A 21,304-nucleotide genomic window follows, 5' to 3' on the forward strand; every position below is an offset into this window, starting at 1 on the left:
GACAAAACAATGATTAAAGATTCAGATCTAGAGTTTTTCAAAAGCCCACTGCGCCGCTATCTCACAGTAGGCTTCTGTTTTGGTTGGACACTGCTAGAGTGGTTTGTCTGGAATGGGGGTATTTGGAGCGTGGTTGCCACTGCTCTGTTTGCCTACACCCTCTGGCGTCTAATAATCACCTTCCCGAAACAACTGTAACCTTTTTGTGCAGAGTGCGAGTTTAGTTACCCTGCGTTTGCCAAAACTCCGGAGCGTACTGACGACCTAACAAGAGACCGGTCATCAATTCGTTTTTCGGTACCGCAAGGTTAAGCACCTGAGCTCGTTCCACGATAAAGCCATTCAATGAGTCAACCTCCGTTAGCCGCTGAGCGCGGATATCCTGCAACATCGAAGGCTGATGGAAACGATGGGCAGCACAGGCTGTATCAATCAAATTGTGAAGCGCCTCTTCGTCAATGGTTATCGACAAAGCTTTTGCAACACTTGCGGCCTCATCAGCCAAAGCGTGGGCCTGCGCCTTTAGGTAGGGAGTGTCGTGTACCAGACCTGGGCCGCCATCCGAGAGTGCACAGATGCCATTCATCGCGACATTGAAGCACGCCTTCTGCCAAATTTTCGCCAACGGATCAGCCACTTTTTCAGCGCTAATCTGCGCTTTCACCAGCATCTCGGCCAGTGTTTGCGCCGCACTTTCAGCTAACGGATTACTCGAATCTAAAGCACCCAACCAGGTGTCAGTAAAGCCTTTCGAGCGAACATACCCTGGTTGCACCAAGGTAGCTGGAATCATAGTTACACCGTGCACAACGGGCAGGTCCGCAATGCCGGCCAGCCGTTCACCATTACCCAAACCGTTTTGTAATGAGACCAGCACGGTATCTTTCTGAAGAACTGGCAATATAGAACGAAGTGCTTCTTCACTCTGGTAGGTTTTAGTAAACACCATGACATAACGCGCTGGCGTTGCATTCTCGGCAGTCACAGCATCTGGAAAAACGGTAACCGGGGCGCCCTCAGCCTCTATAGTGACACCCTCGAGCTTCACCTTAAGCGCACTGCTTGCAGAGCGATAGAGCAACTGAACGGCGAAGCCCGCCTCAGCCAAGCGAGCCCCCACAAAGGTTCCTAAGGCACCGGCACCAACAATCATCACATCATTCATATCAGACTCCAAAAACAGTCAATCGCAACTCAAACATATACTGAGACCACTTACTCAGTCGTCAACTGCGAGAGAAAATCGATCGCAGCACGAATACGTGGAATACGCTCTGTACTCTGATGGTATACCAGATAGAACTCACGCTCACGATCCGCTTCCGGTAGAAGGTGCACTAGATTGTGATCGGGCGCCAGCAAAAAACGATGCAACATCCCGATACCAAGTCCTGCTTTTACAGCCTCGACCTGCCCAATCGGCGAATAGATAGCAGTTTGCGACTGCCAGCCATTAAAAACAGCCTTAGGTATGTTGAGCTTCTCTGAAAAGAGCAGATCTTCGACATAGCCCACCAGACGATGTGCTCCTAACTCCTCTATCGAAGCGGGTGCGCCCCACCTATCAAGGTACTCTTGAGATGCAAACAACCCTAGGGAATAGCTACCTAATCTCTGCGCATCCAACTTCGGCTCACTAGGCTTACCTACCATCACGGCGATATCCGCCTCACGTCTTGAGAGAGAGAATCCTCGTGACTGTGGAACTATCTCAACACGTAAGTCAGGGTGTAACTCCGACAATAACCTCAGCTTGGGTGTCAGGACTCGAATCGCAAATCCTTCTGGCGCTGCGATTCGCACCGTACCGGTAACAGAGCTAGAATCAGAGCCAAAGATCTCCCCGGCGGCTTCAATCTCCGCTTCAGCACGCTCAAGATACTCCATAAGACGCCCACCCTCATCGGTTAGAGTTAACCCCTTGGAGTGTCGAACAAAGAGTGCACTACCTGTTCTCTGCTGCAAGTAAGAGAGGTGGCGAGAGAGCGTAATGGTCGAGACATTAAGCTGCTCAGCTGCGCGACCCAAGGTACCACTTCGCGCAACGGCTAAGAAGTATCGCGCATCTTCCCAGTTGAATGTTTTTTGCCCCATAGGTTTCACCTGTTTGATATATCAATTTTGATACATCATACATTAAATATTTTATCTTGTTGCTTCAATTTTGATCTGGCCTAATAGCACCATACAAATAAGGAGATATCTTATGTCTATCGTTGGTAACTACATCGGCGGCCAGCACGTCGCTTCAAACTCAGGTCGTACAGCACCTGTATACAACCCAGCTACTGGTGCACAATCTAAAGAGGTTGCGCTATCAACTGCAGATGAGACTCGCGCAGCGATTGCCAATGCTCAAGAAGCGTTCAAAACCTGGAGCAAAGTAACTCCACTTAACCGCGCACGTATCATGTTCAAATTCAAAGAGCTGATCGAAGCAAACGCTGACGAACTTGCTGAGCTAATCGTCTCTGAGCACGGCAAAGTCTTCTCTGACGCTAAAGGCGAGCTAACTCGCGGTCTTGAAGTTGTTGAGTTTGCTTGTGGTATCCCTCACCTTCAGAAAGGCGAGCACAGCCTAAACGTAGGTCGTGGCGTAGACAGCTACAGCCAGATGATGCCGATGGGTGTGTGTGCGGGTATCAGCCCATTCAACTTCCCAGCAATGGTTCCAATGTGGATGTTCCCAGTCGCTATCGCTTGCGGTAACACCTTCGTAATGAAACCATCTGAAAAAGATCCTACTACCACTATGCGTCTTGCTGAGCTTCTAACTGAAGCGGGTCTTCCAGACGGTGTATTCAACATCGTAAACGGTGACAAAGAGGCAGTAGACGTTCTTCTTACTGATGAAGCAGTACAGGCCGTTAGCTTCGTAGGCTCTACGCCAATCGCTGAGTACATCTACTCAACTGCAAGTGCACACGGCAAACGTGTTCAGGCTCTTGGCGGCGCTAAGAACCACATGATCGTAATGCCAGATGCTGAACCATCACAGGTTGTTAGCTCTCTAATGGGTGCCGCATACGGTTCTGCAGGCGAGCGCTGTATGGCTATTTCTGTAGCTGTATGTGTGGGCGACGCGGTTGCTGACCACCTTATCAAAGATATGACTGCAGAGATCGAGAAGATGTCTGTAGGCAACGGTATGTCTTCACCAGAGCCACACATGGGCCCTCTAGTTAGCCGTGTACACGCTGACAAAGTATTGGGTTACATCGATTCAGGTGTAGAGGAGGGTGCAACGCTTGTTGTTGATGGCCGTAACTTCAAAGTTGTTGATCACGACAATGGCTACTTCGTTGGCCCAACGCTGTTCGATAACGTTAAGCCTGGCATGCGTATCTACAACGAAGAGATCTTTGGCCCAGTACTAGCGGTTGTTCGTGTGAACAGCTACGAAGAAGCTCTTAAACTGATCAACGATCACGAGTACGGTAACGGTACTGCTATCTTCACACGTGACGGTGACACTGCTCGCAACTTCTGTGAAAACGTGCAGGTCGGCATGGTTGGTGTAAACGTGCCAATCCCAGTACCAATGGCCTTCCACAGCTTCGGCGGCTGGAAACGTTCACTATTCGGCCCACTACACATGCACGGTCCAGATGGCGTTCGCTTCTACACTCGCATGAAGACGATCACTGCACGCTGGCCAACCGGCCTAAGCGCAGGCCCAGAGTTCACAATGCCTACAATGAAGTAATCTTCATTAGCGCAATAAAAAGACGACCCTCGGGTCGTCTTTTTTGTTTATGCTATCGACTCACACTCACGAGACCAAACCTTGACTAACCAATACCTAAAATCAGATCTACTCATGCTTCTTGCCTCACTTTTGGCAGCCATTAGCTGGATATTCTCTAAAGAGGTACTGCTAGGTATTGAACCCATTCTATTTATGGGTTGTCGATTTATGCTGGCAGGACTTTTAATTGCCCTATTTGCTCGCAGTGAGTTGTTACTTTTCACACTCCGTGATCTTACACGGGTCACCTTGGTAGGCGTGGTATTTGCTGCGGGGTTAGGGTTTTGGATTTTGGGGCTATTCCATGGCAGCCATATTGGTATTGGTTCATTTCTAACCAGCTTAGGTGCTATCTTCGCACCCTTGTTGTCGCCCCTATTTGGCGATCACCCCTCACGCCTTGCTTGGTATGCAGTTCCCGTTGCTGTTATTGGCGCAGGGTTTCTAACCTTAACCTCTGATTTCGTGTTTGGATTGGGTGAGTTGTACTATCTAGCTTCGGCCCTCTCCTTTGCAATCTACCTTAACATCAACAGCCGAGCAGCCGGCCGAACACCTCTAAAGGCTCTCACATCAGTTCAACTTATGACAGCCGGCGCCACTCTTTTGCCGGTTTCATTTCTAATCGAAAGTTGGAGCATAAACGCAGAGGTATCAATTCTAGGTTGGTTTATAGCGAGTGTCTTAATTGGCACCAGTCTTCGCTTTTTTGTTCAGACCTACTCACTAAAACTGGGTCCTGCTAGTAGAGGGGCACTGATCCTCACAATGGAGCCAGTCTGGGTGGCGATCCTTGGCATGATATGGCTGGATGAAACAATGGCGGCATCTCAACTTCTCGGTTGTACTTTGATTCTGCTCGCAGTTTTTATATCCAGAGCAGACCTCTTTATAAAGGGCTTTCTCTCACTAAAAACACGATAACAGGCTCATCCACTCGGGGTCTTCCACCTGGGGTCAGAGTAGTCTTATTAGACTACTCTGACCCCATAAATCCAAAAAATTCCATAAATTACAGTTTTTTGCATAATTTTCATTTAATGAAATTATTGCAATCCATCTCTTTTTTAAGTAGATTGAGGACATCTGGATTTAGCATAGTTTGTCCAGACCTTTAAAAGCATCGTATTTCAGATACCTGCTAGCCCAGAGAATTAAAACTCCTCTGGGCTTTTTTTTGCTTTGCACCAACTGCATCGGGGTCAGAGTAGTCTAATAAGACTACTCTGACCCCGGGTATGACCCCGGGTAGGCGTGACCCCGGGTAGGCGTGACCCCGGGTAGGTGGCCCCGGGTGGAATAGCTCTGGTCGAAGCCCCTTATCAAAAGTTGACCAGTCAACCTTTTGAGGAGTACTATCTCGAAATCATAATAAAGCGACTCTTTACAGAGGATAGAAAAATGTCACTAGAGACCGATCAGGTTCATCTTGAACAGCCATACCGCAACACACCTTTTACTGGCCAGCAGATTAAAACCCTGCCGCTTGCATCCTCTATGGGTGCTGAGGTACTTAATGTTCAACTTAAAGATCTTGATGACGACGCCTTTGAAGAGCTAAAAGAGGCGCTTTGGCACCACAAAATGCTGTTCCTCCGTAAACAGAATTTAACGCCAGCCGATCAACTCGCCTTCACTAAACGCTTTGGCGAACTGGGTACCGATGCATACACCAAAGGACTTCCTGGCTTCCCTGATGTACAACCAGTTCTGAAGGAAGCTGAGACTAAGTCAAAAATCATCTTTGGCGGCGGCCACCACACTGACTCTGCATTCTTAGAGCGCCCACCATCAGTAAGCGTACTCCACGGCGTTGATATTCCTCCTTATGGCGGCGATACAATCTGGTACAACGCGGTTATGGCCTATGAAAGTCTCTCGCCAACGATGCGCGAGATGTTAAAACCACTTAAGGTACATATGGCTGCCGAGCGAATCATCGCTGGAATTAAAGACTCTATAGAGCAGACCAACAACGGGAAAACGATGACCGATATCGAGCTAGAACTTGATGTCGAGAAGATGCTCAAAGGCAACTTCCACCCGCTAGTGCGTAAACATCCGGAATCTGGCCAGCTCTCGCTCTACGTAGATGGAGTCTATGCAGTAAATATTGAAGGAATGGAGCGCCGAGAGTCCAAGCCTCTTCTAGAGTTTCTTCATGCTCATGCAACTCAAGAGTTCTTCGCTTGCCGCCTACGCTGGGAGAATGACACCGTCGCGATATGGGATAACCGTATCTGCTTGCACCGAGCATTTAACGACTACGACGGTTTCCGTCGCGAACTGCACCGCACCACAGTGATGGGTGAGAGACCGCAACCAGCATGATGAAAATTACCGCCCTGCGTAACGATGTTGAAGTGATCGATTATGAGCACTACACCCAACATCTAGCGACAGTATTCCACAACCGGATAATGGCGCTATCCTCCAATGAGTACCTAACCATCTTTGGTGTGGGTACAGTTGAGATTCGCGTCTTGGCTGCCATAGCGAGTCACCCTCTGCACAAAGCTGCTGATATTGGCGCCTTAATTTCCATTGATAAAGGCGCGGTAAGCCGAGCCATTACCAAACTTGAGAGTGCCGGCTCGATTAGAGGGTCGACCGATAAACCGGAAGGGAAGCAGAAGCGTTGGGAACTCACCGAGCAGGGCTGGCAAATTCATAGTCAGTTTATAAATGTCGTAAAACGTCGCCATGAGCGAGTGACCGACGGCATTGAAGAGAGCGAACTTGATGCATTCAATAAAACACTGCACAAACTGATCTCTAATGTTGATAAGATCTCTTAAATAAGAAACATATAAAAATTAGGAAATACCCAAGATGACGGATCCACGTTTTCAAGTCGAACTTCCGCCAGCCCCTGCAGGGATGAGTGATAATGAGTGGCAAGCGCGCCTTGAACTAGCTGCAACCTACCGCATGGTGGACCACTTTGGCTGGACATTTATTGTTTATAACCACATCAGCCTCCGCATTCCTGGTACGGATGAGTTCCTAATCAACCCATTCGGCGTTCGCTATGATGAGATGCGTGCCACGGATCTCATCAAAATAGATATTGATGGCAACCCACTTTCAGAGAGCGAATGGAATGTGAACAAAGCGGGATATACCATCCACTCTACGATTCACAAAGCACGCCCAGATCTGCACTGTATCCTGCATACGCATGAGCCTATCTCGCAGGCGCTCTGTGCAATTGACTCACCACTGATACCTGTGACTCAAGAGGGGTGCCAATTCTTCGAACGCACCGCTTACCATGATTTCGAAGGGATCGTACTGGATGGATCAGAGGGCCCTCGCCTGCAAGCTGCACTTGGCGAAACCAACCATACATTAGTATTGAAAAACCACGGCCTGCTGACTGCCGGACCTACAGCAACCTGGGCGTTTGTTCGTCACTACGCATTTATTCGCAATGCGGAAGTACAACTCAAAGCGATGGCAGCAGATAAACTCAATCTAATCCCTGAAGAGATTATGCGTAAAACTCGCCAGCAGTTTGAAGGGGGTGATGCGCAGGCCAATGCAAAAGTTCGTCACCCAGAGTGGCCAGCTTTAATGCGCTTAATCGATCAGAAAGATCCCAGCTGGAAGCTCTAAAACCACAGCATCCATAGGAAAAAGCCCTCTCATCGAGGGCTTCTTTTTGTCTGGGTGACACCTACTTTCCTGCAAAAATCTAGCGAGAGAGTGAGGAGAGCCTAACAGCCAGGACCACACCCAAGAGTGACAATGAGACTGTCATCCACCAAGTGAAGCTCCAACCGCCCACCTGCACAGCTACCCATGCAAATAGCGGTGGCGTACTCAACTGGCCTAAGGCGGACATCTGCTGTACCCAGCCGATGGTAGTAGGCACCAGATCAGGTCGGGGTGCACGTTGAACTGCAACAGCAAACAATACCGCTGGGATAATCCCCCCGACAGCAGAGAAGAGCATGACCGCTAAAATTTGCAGCCAAATGAACTCTGCAAAAAGCGTTGAGTAGGTTATCCAAGTCATTAAGCCCATCAGGCCGAACACAATAATGAGCAGTCTCTCAGCACTTAATCCTTTATGAAGCAGTCGCCCACCCATCACATTCCCGCCAGCATTAACGAGGGCAACCAACGCGGTTAACAGAGCTACGATAAAACCTGAGATACCTGCATTGGTATAGATGGTTGGTAGAAATCCAATCACAGCCAACCACTGCCCTGAATAAGCTGCAAACATTACCGCTACCAGCCAGGGCCCCTCTTTTCGCAGTACCTGTGAGAGATTATCGGAGAGACTAGCTAACAGGGGTGTCTTAGCCACCGCGCCCTGCTGATCTACAGAACCATCAATCACAGCTATAACGACAAATAGAGTGCCCAAAGTTAGTAGAGCACTGCTCCACCACCAGCCATGCCAGCTTAGCTGTTCCATAAATAGAGGCCCTAGGAACATTGCACTGCCGGCACCAAGCCCCATAAATGTACCCCACCAACCGATGCTCAAGTTGAGACGTTCTGGCGGTACGATGGCACGCATCAATCCAGGCCCTGATAGCGCAACCAGTACAAATCCCATCCCTTCCAATGCACGCAATAGCAGAAGTTGGGCTGCGCTCTGTGCAAACCCACCGAGCAGACTGACAACTGTTAATAGTGAAAGCCCCATGAGTACAGATCGACGCAAACCAATACGCCCAACTGCAAAGCCCCAAAACACTCCACTACTCATCCCGACAAATTGCACCAAAGAGAGAAGCAAACCACCCTCTACCAGCGATATACCCATCTCGGCCTGCAGTACAGGAATAGCAGGCGCTAGTTTGCCGACATGAAAAGCCGCGACGATTCCGGCAAAAAGGACAATCCACTCAGGTGCGATTGAAAGAAGTCGTTTCATTCCTTGAAGCTCTTAACATGGGGTAAAAACAAAAACGCCACGCTGCAACCAAGCAGCATGGCGTTTTAAGCAGATGGTTAGAAGTTACTCTTTAACCTCTTCATATGGAAGACCAACGTACTGCTCTGCAATGACGCGGCGACCATTTTCATAGTTCATGAAGTAGCTAAGTTCTGAATCCATGAAGCGCTGACGCATCTCTGGATCAGTACCAGCATCCGCCACCTCAGTGCCGAAATCGTGGAGCATATTGGTCATCATCCAGCTGAAACGCTCACCGTGCCATACACGTCGTAGTGCGATTTCAGAGTACTGTTCGATGTACTTACGGTTACCTGTTTCGTACACCTTGGTCATAATCTTGTAGAGGGTCGCCACATCAGACGCCGCAAGGTTAAGCCCTTTTGCCCCTGTTGGTGGCACGATGTGTGCAGCATCACCGACCAGGAAAAGATTACCGTACTGCATAGGCTCACATACGAATGAACGCAGTGGCGCGATCGACTTCTCAAGCGCAGGACCAGTCACCACATTCGCTGCAGCTTCAGCTGGAAGACGCTTCTTCAACTCTTCCCAGAACGCCTCATCTGACCAATCTTCAACTTTGTCAGTGAGCGGAACCTGAATGTAGTAACGTGAACGCGTTGGTGAACGCTGCGATGCAAGTGCAAAGCCACGCTCTGATTTCGCGTAGATCAACTCATCATGACAAGGCGGCACATCTGCCAGCAGACCCAACCAACCGAATGGGTATACACGCTCGTGCTCAGTACGTAGCTCTTCAGGGATAGTCTGACGAGAAACACCATGGAAACCATCACAACCTGCAATGAAGTCACAATCTAGACGGTACTCCTCACCACCGTGAGTAAAGGTGATGTATGGGGTATCGCTCTTAACATCGTGCGGTTGCACATCAGACGCTTCGTAGTAGGTATCCAAACCTTCTGTAGCTTCACGCGCTTCCATAAGATCCTGCGTGATATCTACCTGGCCATAACATACAACGACATCACCACCAGTAAGACCCTTGAGGTCGATACGGTGATTTTCACCATTCACAGCGATCACGACACCTTCATGTACATGGCCGCACTTGTCCATGTTTTCAGCAACACCCGCTTCACGAACAAGGTCAGCAAAACCTTGCTCAAGGATACCGGCACGAATACGGCCCAACACGTAATCACCTGTCACTCGTTCAAGGATAACGTTCGAAATACCTTTCTTGTGAAGCAGTTGGCCTAGCAACAGACCTGATGGGCCAGCACCAATAATTGCAACCTGTGTCTTAATCGTTTTCATCGTGAAACCTTTGATATGTTCTTTTAGTCGAACAAGTATCAACTGAATAGGAAAGTCACAACAGGAAGTTTTTCAATGAATTATTGTACTTTTCCGATATACAAAGATTAGTACGTATCGAAATTATTGTTCTTACGAAAGCTAGCAGGCGTCTCACCTGTCGCCTGTTTGAAGAAACGAGAGAAGTAGGCAGCATCTTTAAAACCTAGACCAAATGCGAGCTCCTCAACACTCCCACGGGTGTAGATGAGTCGACGTTTAGCCTCCAATAGAAGACGCTCTTGCACTATCGCCTTAGCCGTCTTACCCACCTCTGCCTTGCATAAACGGTTTAAGTGGTCCGCGGAGATCGATAGTGCATCAGCGTACTGTTCAACACTCCAGTGCTGTAAAAGATGCGACTCAATCAATTTGCGGTATTGAACAACAGGCGTCGTTGAGACCTCAACGCCCTGCTCCTCACTTTCGAGCATCAGCCGGCGTAGCAACATCAAAACAGAGCGGGATAGCCACTCAGTAATCAGTTTATGGCCCAAATGGACAGCTCGCAGTTCCGCTTCGATCTGTTTTAGATAACCAGCCAACATCTCCTGCACAACACTCCGCCCCTCCAAACTGAAGAGACGTGCCTTAGCGAACAGTGGCCCAAAATAGGGTTCACACCGGATATAGGACTCATTGGTGAGCAGAGGTTCCGCCAAGGTGAGAACAGCACCCTCAGTTTCAGGAGAGAATTTAAAGCCATGCACAACACCGGCGGGCAGCGTGATAACACAAGGTGCTTTGAGCGATGAGTACTCCTCATCAATAGTGATATCGAGATGTCCGTCAAAAACAAACAGCAGTTGAAACATACGACCGTGCCGGTGGGGCTTAATTAGCCATCCATTCTCACGACTTCGACTAGCGATATTTTCAATATGAACGAGGGCGGGGTCATCAACAACTGCCTCGCCGTAGAGACCGAATTGAGGGATGTTTGCATTTAACTCAGCCATGCTCTAACTCAGCCATTCCCAGCCCCGCTGAGGCTATTTAATCTTACTTGGTCGTTCAGCAAGACGCGCCAGCATATCGAGAAGCTGCTCTCGCTCGCCCGGCTTAAGCAGGTCATAAAACTCTTGCTCGTGCTCGTAGAGACGACGCTCTGCCTCTACATACCACTGTGCACCCTTCTCGGTTAACTGCAACGCATAGGAGCGGCGATCATTCTTTGCTGCACAGCGTTCAATGAGCTCTAGGCGCTCCAGCTTATCGACTGCGGCAACCATTGCAGATCGGTCTGTACCTAGGCTTTTAGCAACAGCGGTTTGAGTAAGACCAGGATTACGATGCACGATCTCGATAACAGCAAATAGACCAGGACTTACCCCCAGCTCTGCGCAGGTTTCTGAGAACGCACTAAAAAAAGCCAATTGAGCTCGGCGCAAACGGTAACCTAAAAGGTCTCCCAAGATACCGATATCAACTGAATCCTTTTGTCTCTTCTTACTCATCACACAATCCAAATCTAGGCCCTATCTATATCCATCTATAAACAGAGCCCAATAAATACATATATTTAAACTGTAGTAGACCACAACAATTTAAAACTAACCACAAAATGGCGATAAAAAATTGTTTATCATCTAAACAGTTTTGATAACAAACTTTAATTGATAGGTAGCTTAATTGTTTATATGATAAACAAATATTAAACAGACATTGTGCCGATGTGCGCACCAACAGAAAGAGGCCTCTCATGAGCAACTACAAATACATCAAGTTCGACGTTAACAACGGTATCGGTCACCTTCACCTAAACCGTCCTGAAAAGAAAAACGCGATCAATGACGAACTTTGTCTAGAGATCGAACAGGTGTTTATCACTATGCCTGAAGATGTGCGTGTAGTTATCTTCTCTGGCGAGGGCCCAGAGTTCTGTTCTGGTCTAGACCTAGCTGAGCACAAAGCGCGCCAGGGTCTTGATGTTGTTAAGCACTCAAACATGTGGCACCGCACTTTCGGTCACATTCAGAACTCGGGTCTGCCAGTGGTTGCTGCAATGCAGGGCGCTGTTATTGGTGGCGGTCTTGAGCTAGCGACTTGTGCGCACGTTCGCGTATCTGAAAAAGGCACTTACTACCGTCTACCAGAAGGTCGTCACGGTATCTTCGTTGGTGGTGGTGCATCACGTAACGTTGCACGCGTAATCGGCGCTGGCCGCATGACTGAGATGATGCTAACGGGTCGTGACGTAGACTCTGAAGAGGGTTACCGCCTAGGTCTTTCACACTACGTGGTAGAGAACGGTCAGGCTCTTGCTAAAGCGACTGAACTTGCTGAGCACATCGCGACAAACTCTCCATACTCTAACTGGGCCATGACTACAGGCCTTCGTCACATCGACAGCATGTCACACGACGATGGCATGTACACTGAGTCTCTTCTTTGTGGTATCACACAGACTCACCCAGATGTAGTTGCACGTCTTGAGAAGTTCCTAAACCGTAAAAAACAGCCACAGCAGTAAATAGCCGGAGCTAATTATGCAGATTCAGGACAAACTATTTCTAGTCACTGGCGCTGGCTCAGGCCTAGGCGAAGCAGTTGCACGTCGTCTAAGTGCGATGGGTGGCAAAGTATGTATTGCTGATATAAACGAAGCGGGCGGTAACCGAGTTGCAGCAGACCTTGGTGACTCAGCGATCTTTTGCAAAACTGACGTTTCAGATGAAGCCTCTGTGACAGCCTGTATTGAAGCCGCTACAGCTAAGTTTGGTGCACTAGCAGGTGTTGTTCACTGTGCAGGCGTTGGCGGTGCTAAACGTCTAGTTGGCCGTGATGGCCCTCACGATCTTGCAAGCTTCCAGCGCATTGTAAACATCAACCTAGTTGGCACATTCAATATTGCACGTCTTGCAGCAAACGTTATGCAGAATAACGAGCCAGGCGAGTCAGGCGAGCGCGGTGTAATTGTTAACACTGCATCTGTTGCTGCCTTTGATGGTCAGATTGGTCAGGCTGCATACTCGGCGTCTAAAGCGGGTGTTGCTGCAATGACGCTACCACTTGCACGCGAGCTTGCAAAACTTGGCATCCGTATTATGACGGTTGCACCAGGCCTATTCCGCACACCATTGATGGATGAGCTACCAGAAGAGGTGCAGGCTGCTCTTGGTGCATCTGTACCCTTCCCATCACGTCTTGGTAACCCAGATGAGTTTGCTATGCTTGCTCAGCAGATTATTGAGAACCAGATGCTAAATGGTGAAGTGATCCGTCTTGATGGCGCGATCCGCATGGCCGCTAAATAAGTAGAGAAGCAGAGGAAGTTAACGATGAGTGATTATCAAGCTCCCCTAAAAGAGATGCAGTTTCTTGTTCAGCACGCCGTTGAGAAGACTGGCCTGAACAGTAACGAAGCGCTAGTCGATTTTGATGCAGACACAGTGGCTGCCATCCTAGAAGCAGCTAGCGAACTTGCCGGCAAATCACTTTCGCCAATGAACGCTGTAGGCGATAACGAAGGTTGTCGTTTTGAGGACGGTAAAGTCTCAATGCCGACAGGCTGGAAAGCGGCGTTCGATCAATTCGCACAGGATGGTTGGATGGGCCTTGCCCTACCAATGGAGTTTGGTGGCCAAGAGCTTCCTAAGTTCATTGCGCAGCCAGTCAACGAGATGTGGCACAGCGCTAACCTATCATTTGTGATGTTCCATGCAGTGATTCAGGGCTGTAGCGAAATCCTAATGAAGTTCGGTACAGAAGAGCAGAAAGCGCGCTACATTGAGAAGTTCATCACCGGTGAATGGACAGCAGCGATGGCTCTAACTGAGCCAAGCGCAGGTACTGACCTAGGTGAGCTTAAAACCAAAGCGATTCCACAAGAGAATGGCCAGTACCTCATCAAAGGTCAGAAGATATTCATCACCTACGGTGAGCACGACATGACTCAGAACAAGGTTCACTTTGTTCTAGCGCGCACACCCGATGCTCCTGAGGGAAGCCGCGGCATCTCTCTATTCGCAGTTCCAACATACCGCATCAACGATGATGGCTCACTGGGCGAATTTAACGATGTGTTATGTACCGGCATCGAACACAAAACAGGTCTGCACGGCAGTCCAACCTGTTCAATGAGCTACGGTGACAACGACAACTGTTTCGGTGAACTGATAGGTACAGAGAACAAAGGCCTGATGGCAATGTTCATTCTAATGAACGAAGCGCGTCTATCGGTTGGCGTACAGGGTGTAGCCCTAAGCCAAATCGCGTACCAGCAAGCTGCAGAGTATGCACTTGAGCGCCCACAGGGTCGCCACTTCGCTACTGGCGAGCGTCGCGTACCAATCGCTCAGCACCCAGATGTTGCACGCATGCTGATGACTATGAAGTCTTTCGCAACAGGTCAGCGCTCACTCGGTTACCTGATTGCGGCACTTTTTGATAAGTCAGAGCACGCAACAGATGCAGCAGAGAAAGCCGCTGCTGAATCACGTATCGCATTACTCACGCCTATCTTCAAAGCGTTTGCGACTGAACAAGCCAACCTAATGACCGGTACCGGTATTCAGGTATTTGGTGGCATGGGCTTTGTAGAAGAGACAGGCGTTGCCCAGTATATGCGCGATGCTCGCATCACAACCATCTACGAAGGCACCACCGGTGTTCAGGGTAGCGATCTGCTATTCCGTAAGATCCGCGGTGACCAGGGTGCAGCGCTGAATGACCTACTCGCTGATATTAAAGCTGTAGCCGCTTCACTCGAAGCGAACAGTAAACTGGCAAAACTAGGTTCAGAACTAGCAGGCGCAGTAGCAGCTGTTGAAGCAGTAACACCTGCTCTCATTAAAGAGGATGCAGATCTACTCCAGCTAAATGCAGGTAGCGTGCCGATGCTAGATGCACTTGGTTACCTACTGACATCTTGGCAATTGGGTGAGCTTGCACTTAAAGCCGATGCAGCGCTGGATTCAGACCCAGAGTTTTTCACCAACATGATTGCTCTGGCTAAGTTCTACAGTGCCCATCAGTTACCGCAAGTGGCTGCTCGCATTGCGACCTTTAACTCAGCAGCTGACGGTATTGCTGAATACAAATTTGATGCCTAACGGAACGGAATCCTTAGGATCTTGGAGAAGAGTATGAGTACAGAATTTCATGCAGTAAATATCAACGACTTCGGCGTCACCATTGAGAAGACGGCCGAGGGCGTGCAATACGTTACTAGCGCTGAACCACTAAGCGACTACCCAGTCAAACTGACTGACAAACTTGTGCACTGGGCAAACGAGACACCGGACACTGTGCTTATCAGCCAGCGTGGTGAGAGTGGAGCGTGGGAATCACTAACCTTCGCTCAGACATTGGAGCGCGTGCGCTCAATTGCTAGCTGGATGCTGACACAGAACCTGAGCAACGATCGCCCAGTGGTTATCCTGTCAGGTAACTCAACAGAGCACCTACTGATTGCTTTGGCATCGATGTACATCGGCGTACCTTTCTCGCCAATCTCTACCGCTTATTCGTTGATCTCAAGCGACTACGGCAAACTGCGTCACGTCTTTGACACATTGACGCCGGGTCTAATCTTTACCGATAACCTAGGCCCATACCGTGATGCCATTGATGCCGTTAACGCTGACAAAGCACCAGTGCTTACCTGCTCAGCAGATCACGCGACAGATGGACTAACTTACACAGTAACAAACCTTAGCGTAGCGCTTAACTGTGCAGCATCGCCAGAGGCAGATGCCGCCCACGCAGCGCTTACAGGTGATGCTATTGCTAAGTTCCTTTGGACCTCTGGCTCTACTGGCATGCCGAAAGCGGTTATCAATACTCAGCAGATGATCTGTGCTAACCAAGAGATGGTGCGCTCGGTCTACGCATTCTTGAAAGATGAGAAACCTGTCATTCTTGATTGGCTTCCATGGAACCACACCTTTGGTGGTAACCAGAACATCGGCATGGCGATTTACAACGGCGGTACCTTCTACATTGACGAAGGTAAACCTGTGCCTAAGATGATTCACCACACCATGGAGAATCTAAAAGAGATATCACCAACCATCTACTTCAACGTACCTAAGGGTTACGAGTTGATGGCGAAAGAGCTTAAAGCGAACCCTGAGATCGCTAAATCACTCTTCAAAAACCTTAAGATGTTCTTCTTCGCAGGTGCAGGCCTAGCTCAGCACGTGTGGGATCAACTAGATGAGCTATCTGTTCAACACACAGGTAAGAAAGTACCTATGGTGACAGGTCTTGGCGCAACCGAGACTGCACCCTCTGTACTATTCGCTTCGGTTGAAGAGTCTGCATCAGGCGTTGTTGGCAGCCCTGCACCTGGTATCACGCTTAAGCTCATCCCTAACGGTGACAAGACTGAGATTCGCGTAAAAGCGGTGACGATTACTCCAGGATACTGGCGTAATGAAGAGCAGACTAAGAAAGCCTACGATGAAGAGGGCTTCTACTGTCTAGGTGATGCAGTTAAATGGATCGATGAGAATGAGCCAAACCGTGGCCTGCTATTTGATGGCCGCGTCTCTGAAGATTTCAAACTTGATACCGGTACATGGGTAAGTGTTGGCAGCCTACGCGCCTCTCTAATTCACCATTTCGCACCTTACGTACAGGATGCCGTCATTTGTGGCCGCGACCGTGGTTACATTGCAGCGATGATCTTCCCAGACTGGGCGCACCTGCAAGCTCTTGTACCTGGCGGTAAAGATATGGACAACGAAACCTTGGTTGCTCAGTCTCACGTCAAGGAAGTGATGGCAGAGCGCCTAGAGCAGATGGCTGCAACCAGCACCGGAAGTTCGACTCGCGTTAAACGCCTAACGATTCTAACTGAACTCCCATCGATTGATGGTAACGAGATCACTGATAAGGGCTCTATTAACCAGCGTGCTGTAATGTCTCGCCGCGCTGATATCATGGAATCACTCTACGTTGAGTCGCCAGCCGACCACGTGATTTCACTTTAAGAGGATAGATAATGATTAATCTAGACGAAATTATTGCCATCGACTTTCACACCCATGCTGAAGAGCCATGTTCGTGTGAGCGTGATGACGGTTACTTTGAGTTCCAAGAAGCATTCGCGAAATACTTCAAGAACCCAGCTGGCCACAACATGATGCCATCTCCTGATGAGACTGCTGCTTACTACCGTGAGCGCAAAATCGCATCGGTCATCTTTCCAGTAGACGCAGAGCGCAACACTGGCTTCAAGCGTTACGAAAACGAAGAGGTTGCGCGTATCTGTGCAGAGAACGACGACATCCTTATCCCATTCGCATCGATCGACCCTGCTAAAGGCCGCATGGGTGCACGCGAAGCGCGTCGCCTAGTGCGTGAGTTCGGTGTTAAGGGCTTTAAGTTCCACCCGACCATGCAGGGTTTCTACCCGAACGACCGTTCTGCGTACGTACTTTACGAAGCGATCGCTGAAGAGGGTGCTATCGCCCTATTCCACACGGGTCAGACGGGTGTAGGTGCAGGTGCGCCAGGCGGCATGAACATGCGTCTTAAGTACTCACAGCCAATCTACCTAGATGACGTAGCTGCTGACTTCCCAACCATGCCGATCGTTATGGCACACCCTGCATTCCCATGGCAGGAGGAGCAGCTTTCAGTGCTGACTCACAAACCAAACGTCTACATGGATCTTTCAGGTTGGTCTCCGAAGTACTTCTCACCTATCCTGCTTCAGTACATGAACAGCATCCTTAAGAAGAAGATGCTCTTTGGATCTGACTGGCCAGTGATCACACCAGATCGCTGGATTGAAGACTTCAACAAGCTCGATGTGAAAGAGGAAGTTAAACCTCTAATCATGAAAGAGAACGCTATCCGCATTCTTGGCTTGAACAAGTAAGCAGACCCAAACAAAAAACGGACCTCAAAGGTCCGTTTTTTTTTATTCTCAAATCAGCATTAAGCGACTTTCGCGTTGCGTGCCTGATCCGTAAGGTAATCCTCATAGGTGCCTTGGAAATCGACAACTCGATCAGATTTAATCTCCAGAACACGGGTCGCCAAAGAGGAGACAAACTCACGGTCGTGGCTCACGAAGATCAGCGTACCATCCCAACCTAACAGCGCTTTGTTTAGCGCTTCGATGGACTCCATATCCAAGTGGTTGGTCGGCTCATCCATGATAAGAACGTTAATCTCCATCATCATCAGCTTAGCAAACAGGAGACGGTTCTTCTCACCACCGGAGCAGACACGTACTTTTTTGTTCATGTCATCAGCTGTGAAAAGTATACGCCCCAAGAAACCACGCACAGCAAGGTCATCATGCTTAGGTGTGCGCCACTGTGACATCCACTCAAACAGAGTCATGTCATTATCAAACTCTGGCCCAGTATCCTGCGGACAGTAGCCAAAAACCGCATTTTCAGACCACTTAATAACGCCAGCCTGGGGTGCAATCTGATTTACCAAACAACGTAGGAAAGTACTCTTACCGGCACCGTTTTCACCGATTACCGCCATACGCGATCCCGCCTCAAGGATCATATCGATCTCATTGAATAAAGGCTCCTCTTCAAAGCCGTGGGTTAACCCCTCTAACACCAACGCCTGTCGATGTAACTTCTTAGACTGCTTGTAACGCAGGGATGGGTAGCGACGACTTGAAGCTTTCACCTCAGCCAGTTCAATCTTCTCCATACGTTTAGCTCGCGAGCTCGCCTGCTTAGCTTTAGAAGCGTTAGCACCAAAACGGTTAACGAAATCCTGTAGCTCTTCAATCTCAGCGCTCTTCTTCGCATTCTCGCTAAGCAACTGCTCCTGCACCAGAGTTGACGCCTTCACATAAGCGTCGTAGTTACCTGGGTAGATACGCAACTCACCATAGTCGATATCGGCCATGTGCGTACAAACAGAGTTTAGGAAGTGGCGGTCGTGAGAGATGATCACCATCGTACATTTACGTTGATTCAGTACATCAGCCAACCAGCTAATGGTATCGATATCCAAGTTGTTGGTTGGCTCATCGAGGAGCAACACATCAGGATCTGAAAATAGCGCCTGTGCAAGCAACACACGCACCTTAAGACCGGGCGCTACCTGCGACATCAAACCGAAGTGGTACTCCTCTGGAATACCCGCCTCGAGCAGAATCTCACCTGCACGACTCTCTGCTGTGTAACCATCAAGCTCGGCAAACTCAACCTCAAGATGCGCAACTTCCATCCCCTCCTCTTCACTCATCTCTGGAAGTGAGTAGATACGGTCACGCTCCTGTTTAACGCGCCAAAGCTCTTTATTACCCTGAATGACTGCATCCACAACCGTGAACTGCTCAAAAGCGAACTGGTCCTGACTCAGCGTACCCAGAGTACAACCCGGCGAGTAAGAGACGTTGCCAGAGCTTGGCGCCAAGGCACCGCTGAGGATTTTCATGAAGGTCGACTTTCCGCAACCATTAGCACCGATCAAACCAAAACGGTGACCATTACCAAATTTTGCAGAGATATTTTCAAACAGTGGCTCAGGGCCAAATTGCATGGTGATGTTAGCAGCAGTAATCAAAGTGGTGTTCCGACGCTAAGCGTCATTAAATCAACGGCACCAGATCGAAAAACCTGGCGAAAAGAGGCGCGAATTATAGGGGCGTGATGAACTTCAGTCTATAAATTACTGCTCTTCATCAGGCCATAGAGCAATCTGTGCTCTTCCGCCATGACGGAAGCCATAACAGCTATTGAGCATCAACTCTTTGCCCTTTCGAGCCATTTTATTTTCTCTGTCCTGCTGGATTTGGTAACCGCGAATCGTTTGAATAACCGCAGTCGCCATAGCAGGAAGGAGTTCTGTCAGGTGCGTACAACCGGTCTGCTTACCTATCACCTGCTTAGCCTCTTCGAGCCAACCAGAGCGAATACGCAGCCCTATAAGCTCTTTGTATTGGCGTTGGGCACCGTTGCAATCTGGGTATGGCGTTGCCAACATTTCTGCACGCGTATCAATAATCTCTAGCGACTCATTAACAACAAGTACGAAACGCATGTGGTGCAGAAAACCACCAACTGGCACCCTGCCACGCTCCATCAAGTCGATCTCGTAGGTTTTAGTATCTTGAAGCTCAGCTTCAACCTCCCAGAGCCCATCACTTCTGAGATAGCCCTGCAGGTCAATTAGGCGCCGATGCATCGGCTCACGGGTAATTTCAGTCACTCGATTGTCACTTAAGTTGTCGTCTGAAGGGAGAAGTTATAGGCGGTGAATATAACAGGACCTAAACGCTAAGCGCAAAACCGGATTTGCTAGCTTTTCTATTATTCACTCAGCGGCGCACTCACCTAAAGCGAGAATGTGCTACTTATATTTTTACCTACTAAAGTTGGCCAGCCATTTGCAAACTTCTTTGATGTTCATCGGTTTTGACATAACGACATCTGCGCCTGCAGCAAGCATCTGCTCCGTCTCTTCGCCGATGGTAGCTGCTGTAAGTCCAATAATGGGCAAACGGCAATCGCGTTTACGAAGCTCCGAGACAAACTCATAGCCGTTCATCTCCGGCATAAATATGTCAGAGAGAATCAAATCAAATTGCCCCGCTTGATATTTCACCAGTCCATCCAATCCCTGGTCTGCAACCTCGACTCTAGCACCCTGTTTAGTGAGTAGTTTCTCTGTGAGGAGCTGCAGTGTTTTGTTGTCTTCAACAAGAAGGATACTTTTACCCGCCAGCAAAGGGGTCTCTTCATCGATGACTTCATTTGCCGATTCATCAGCAAGATCAACTGTTAGGTCGATCTCAAAACAGGAACCTCCACCAGGGTTATCCAAGTAACGCAGCGTCCCACCCATATTTTCGATCAAATCTTTACAAATATAGAGCCCCAAGCCTGTGCCATCGGCATGGGTAGCACCCCTAGCGAAAGGTTTGAACAATGTTTCTAGGGTCTCTTGCGGAATGCCCGAACCATTATCCAACACTCGAATCAAGAGATGCTTTTTACGCTCTGGTAACAGCTCTGCGCGAGCCTGCAGAGTGATGTCAGAGGCCCCGGAGTGGATTAGTGCATTCTTTATGAGATTAGAGACAACCTGTCGAACTAAGGTGCTCTGAATACGCACAGGGTGAACTGTTAGGCCCTCAAAATCCTCATGCAGCCTTACCTTAGTTTGTTGAGCCATGGGTTCAAAGTTCTCTAACTGATGCGCTAGCAACTCATCCATTAAGACATCGTAGTAGATCCCTTTTACACTCTTTTCTGGCTGCGCCACTGCACGCAGCGTATCGATAACTGATATAAGCTGCTGCAAATTAGCTTGTATCAGCGCTTTGTTAAGCTCCTCTTGTTCATCTTGCGTATCCAAGATCATCTGCAAACTAGCAGCCGGGGTCC

20 protein-coding genes are annotated in these 21,304 nt (G+C 49.0%); 11 read left to right on the forward strand and 9 right to left on the reverse strand.

The window, feature by feature from the left end; all coding sequences use genetic code 11:
- The first annotated feature begins 9 nt into the window (after nucleotides 1-9).
- Nucleotides 10-198 (forward strand): hypothetical protein, encoded by a 189-nt coding sequence (locus HH196_RS06440; RefSeq protein ID WP_169451329.1) that lies wholly within the window; start codon nucleotides 10-12, stop codon nucleotides 196-198.
- Nucleotides 199-220: 22 nt separating this feature from the next.
- On the opposite strand, the gene HH196_RS06445 is transcribed toward HH196_RS06440, so the two are convergent.
- Both HH196_RS06445 and HH196_RS06450 read right to left on the reverse strand, forming a co-directional pair.
- A complete protein-coding gene (locus HH196_RS06445; RefSeq protein ID WP_169451330.1) occupies nucleotides 221-1,165 on the reverse strand; it encodes a ketopantoate reductase family protein in 945 nt (314 codons plus the stop codon).
- Between the two features lie 50 nt (nucleotides 1,166-1,215).
- Complete coding sequence (locus HH196_RS06450) at nucleotides 1,216-2,094, reverse strand: LysR family transcriptional regulator (protein WP_169451331.1); 879 nt, start codon at nucleotides 2,092-2,094, stop codon at nucleotides 1,216-1,218.
- Between the two features lie 112 nt (nucleotides 2,095-2,206).
- Here HH196_RS06450 and HH196_RS06455 point away from each other — a divergent pair, with 112 nt between their 5' ends.
- The 5 genes from HH196_RS06455 to HH196_RS06475 all read left to right on the forward strand — a co-directional run bounded on the left by HH196_RS06455 (nucleotide 2,207) and on the right by HH196_RS06475 (nucleotide 7,366).
- Nucleotides 2,207-3,706 carry a CoA-acylating methylmalonate-semialdehyde dehydrogenase gene (locus HH196_RS06455; protein WP_169451332.1) on the forward strand — a complete coding sequence of 500 codons (1,500 nt, stop codon included), beginning with the start codon at nucleotides 2,207-2,209 and terminating at the stop codon, nucleotides 3,704-3,706.
- Nucleotides 3,707-3,787: 81 nt separating this feature from the next.
- Nucleotides 3,788-4,672, forward strand: a complete 885-nt coding sequence (locus tag HH196_RS06460) for a DMT family transporter (RefSeq protein ID WP_169451333.1) — start codon at nucleotides 3,788-3,790, stop codon at nucleotides 4,670-4,672.
- A gap of 477 nt (nucleotides 4,673-5,149) precedes the next feature.
- Nucleotides 5,150-6,079: a TauD/TfdA family dioxygenase gene (locus HH196_RS06465; RefSeq protein ID WP_169451334.1), complete on the forward strand. Its 930-nt coding sequence runs from the start codon at nucleotides 5,150-5,152 to the stop codon at nucleotides 6,077-6,079.
- Nucleotides 6,076-6,546, forward strand: a complete 471-nt coding sequence (locus tag HH196_RS06470) for a MarR family winged helix-turn-helix transcriptional regulator (protein WP_169451335.1) — start codon at nucleotides 6,076-6,078, stop codon at nucleotides 6,544-6,546. Before HH196_RS06465 ends, HH196_RS06470 begins: the two co-directional genes overlap by 4 nt.
- A 34-nt stretch (nucleotides 6,547-6,580) precedes the next feature.
- Nucleotides 6,581-7,366: a class II aldolase/adducin family protein gene (locus tag HH196_RS06475; RefSeq protein WP_169451336.1), complete on the forward strand. Its 786-nt coding sequence runs from the start codon at nucleotides 6,581-6,583 to the stop codon at nucleotides 7,364-7,366.
- Nucleotides 7,367-7,445: 79 nt separating this feature from the next.
- On the opposite strand, the gene HH196_RS06480 is transcribed toward HH196_RS06475, so the two are convergent.
- From HH196_RS06480 to HH196_RS06495, 4 genes are all read right to left on the reverse strand, one after another.
- Nucleotides 7,446-8,642: a CynX/NimT family MFS transporter gene (locus tag HH196_RS06480; RefSeq protein WP_169451337.1), complete on the reverse strand. Its 1,197-nt coding sequence runs from the start codon at nucleotides 8,640-8,642 to the stop codon at nucleotides 7,446-7,448.
- Nucleotides 8,643-8,726: 84 nt separating this feature from the next.
- Nucleotides 8,727-9,938, reverse strand: coding sequence for a 4-hydroxybenzoate 3-monooxygenase (pobA, locus tag HH196_RS06485; protein WP_211160843.1), 1,212 nt, complete (start codon nucleotides 9,936-9,938; stop codon nucleotides 8,727-8,729).
- Between the two features lie 116 nt (nucleotides 9,939-10,054).
- On the reverse strand, nucleotides 10,055-10,945 hold the full coding sequence (locus tag HH196_RS06490; protein ID WP_169451339.1) for a helix-turn-helix domain-containing protein: 891 nt from the start codon (nucleotides 10,943-10,945) through the stop codon (nucleotides 10,055-10,057).
- Between the two features lie 33 nt (nucleotides 10,946-10,978).
- The gene (locus HH196_RS06495; RefSeq protein ID WP_169451340.1) at nucleotides 10,979-11,443 is read right to left on the reverse strand and encodes a MarR family winged helix-turn-helix transcriptional regulator; all 465 of its coding nucleotides are present in this window, start codon (nucleotides 11,441-11,443) and stop codon (nucleotides 10,979-10,981) included.
- A gap of 245 nt (nucleotides 11,444-11,688) precedes the next feature.
- On the opposite strand from HH196_RS06495, the gene HH196_RS06500 reads away from it, so the two are divergent.
- The 5 genes from HH196_RS06500 to HH196_RS06520 are packed head-to-tail and all read left to right on the forward strand — an operon-like array spanning nucleotide 11,689 to nucleotide 17,817.
- A complete protein-coding gene (locus HH196_RS06500; protein ID WP_169451341.1) occupies nucleotides 11,689-12,459 on the forward strand; it encodes a crotonase/enoyl-CoA hydratase family protein in 771 nt (256 codons plus the stop codon).
- A 16-nt stretch (nucleotides 12,460-12,475) separates the two neighbouring features.
- Complete coding sequence (locus HH196_RS06505) at nucleotides 12,476-13,243, forward strand: 3-hydroxyacyl-CoA dehydrogenase (protein WP_169451342.1); 768 nt, start codon at nucleotides 12,476-12,478, stop codon at nucleotides 13,241-13,243.
- A 24-nt stretch (nucleotides 13,244-13,267) separates the two neighbouring features.
- Nucleotides 13,268-15,040: an acyl-CoA dehydrogenase gene (locus HH196_RS06510; protein ID WP_169451343.1), complete on the forward strand. Its 1,773-nt coding sequence runs from the start codon at nucleotides 13,268-13,270 to the stop codon at nucleotides 15,038-15,040.
- 33 nt (nucleotides 15,041-15,073) lie between these two features.
- Entirely contained in the window at nucleotides 15,074-16,924 is a 1,851-nt protein-coding gene (locus tag HH196_RS06515) for a feruloyl-CoA synthase (RefSeq protein WP_169451344.1), read from the forward strand.
- Between the two features lie 11 nt (nucleotides 16,925-16,935).
- Nucleotides 16,936-17,817 (forward strand): amidohydrolase family protein, encoded by an 882-nt coding sequence (locus HH196_RS06520; protein ID WP_211160758.1) that lies wholly within the window; start codon nucleotides 16,936-16,938, stop codon nucleotides 17,815-17,817.
- Nucleotides 17,818-17,876: 59 nt separating this feature from the next.
- Here HH196_RS06520 and HH196_RS06525 read toward each other — a convergent pair whose 3' ends face one another.
- From HH196_RS06525 to HH196_RS06535, 3 genes are all read right to left on the reverse strand, one after another.
- The gene (locus tag HH196_RS06525) at nucleotides 17,877-19,481 is read right to left on the reverse strand and encodes an ABC-F family ATPase (RefSeq protein ID WP_169451345.1); all 1,605 of its coding nucleotides are present in this window, start codon (nucleotides 19,479-19,481) and stop codon (nucleotides 17,877-17,879) included.
- Between the two features lie 105 nt (nucleotides 19,482-19,586).
- Nucleotides 19,587-20,126, reverse strand: a complete 540-nt coding sequence (locus HH196_RS06530) for a DUF2889 domain-containing protein (RefSeq protein ID WP_169451346.1) — start codon at nucleotides 20,124-20,126, stop codon at nucleotides 19,587-19,589.
- A 153-nt stretch (nucleotides 20,127-20,279) separates the two neighbouring features.
- Nucleotides 20,280-21,275, reverse strand: coding sequence for an ATP-binding protein (locus HH196_RS06535; protein WP_211160759.1), 996 nt, complete (start codon nucleotides 21,273-21,275; stop codon nucleotides 20,280-20,282).
- Nucleotides 21,276-21,304: the final 29 nt, after the last annotated feature.

This window comes from Marinobacterium sp. LSUCC0821, assembly GCF_012848475.1.
Lineage (GTDB): Bacteria > Pseudomonadota > Gammaproteobacteria > Pseudomonadales > Balneatricaceae > Marinobacterium_E.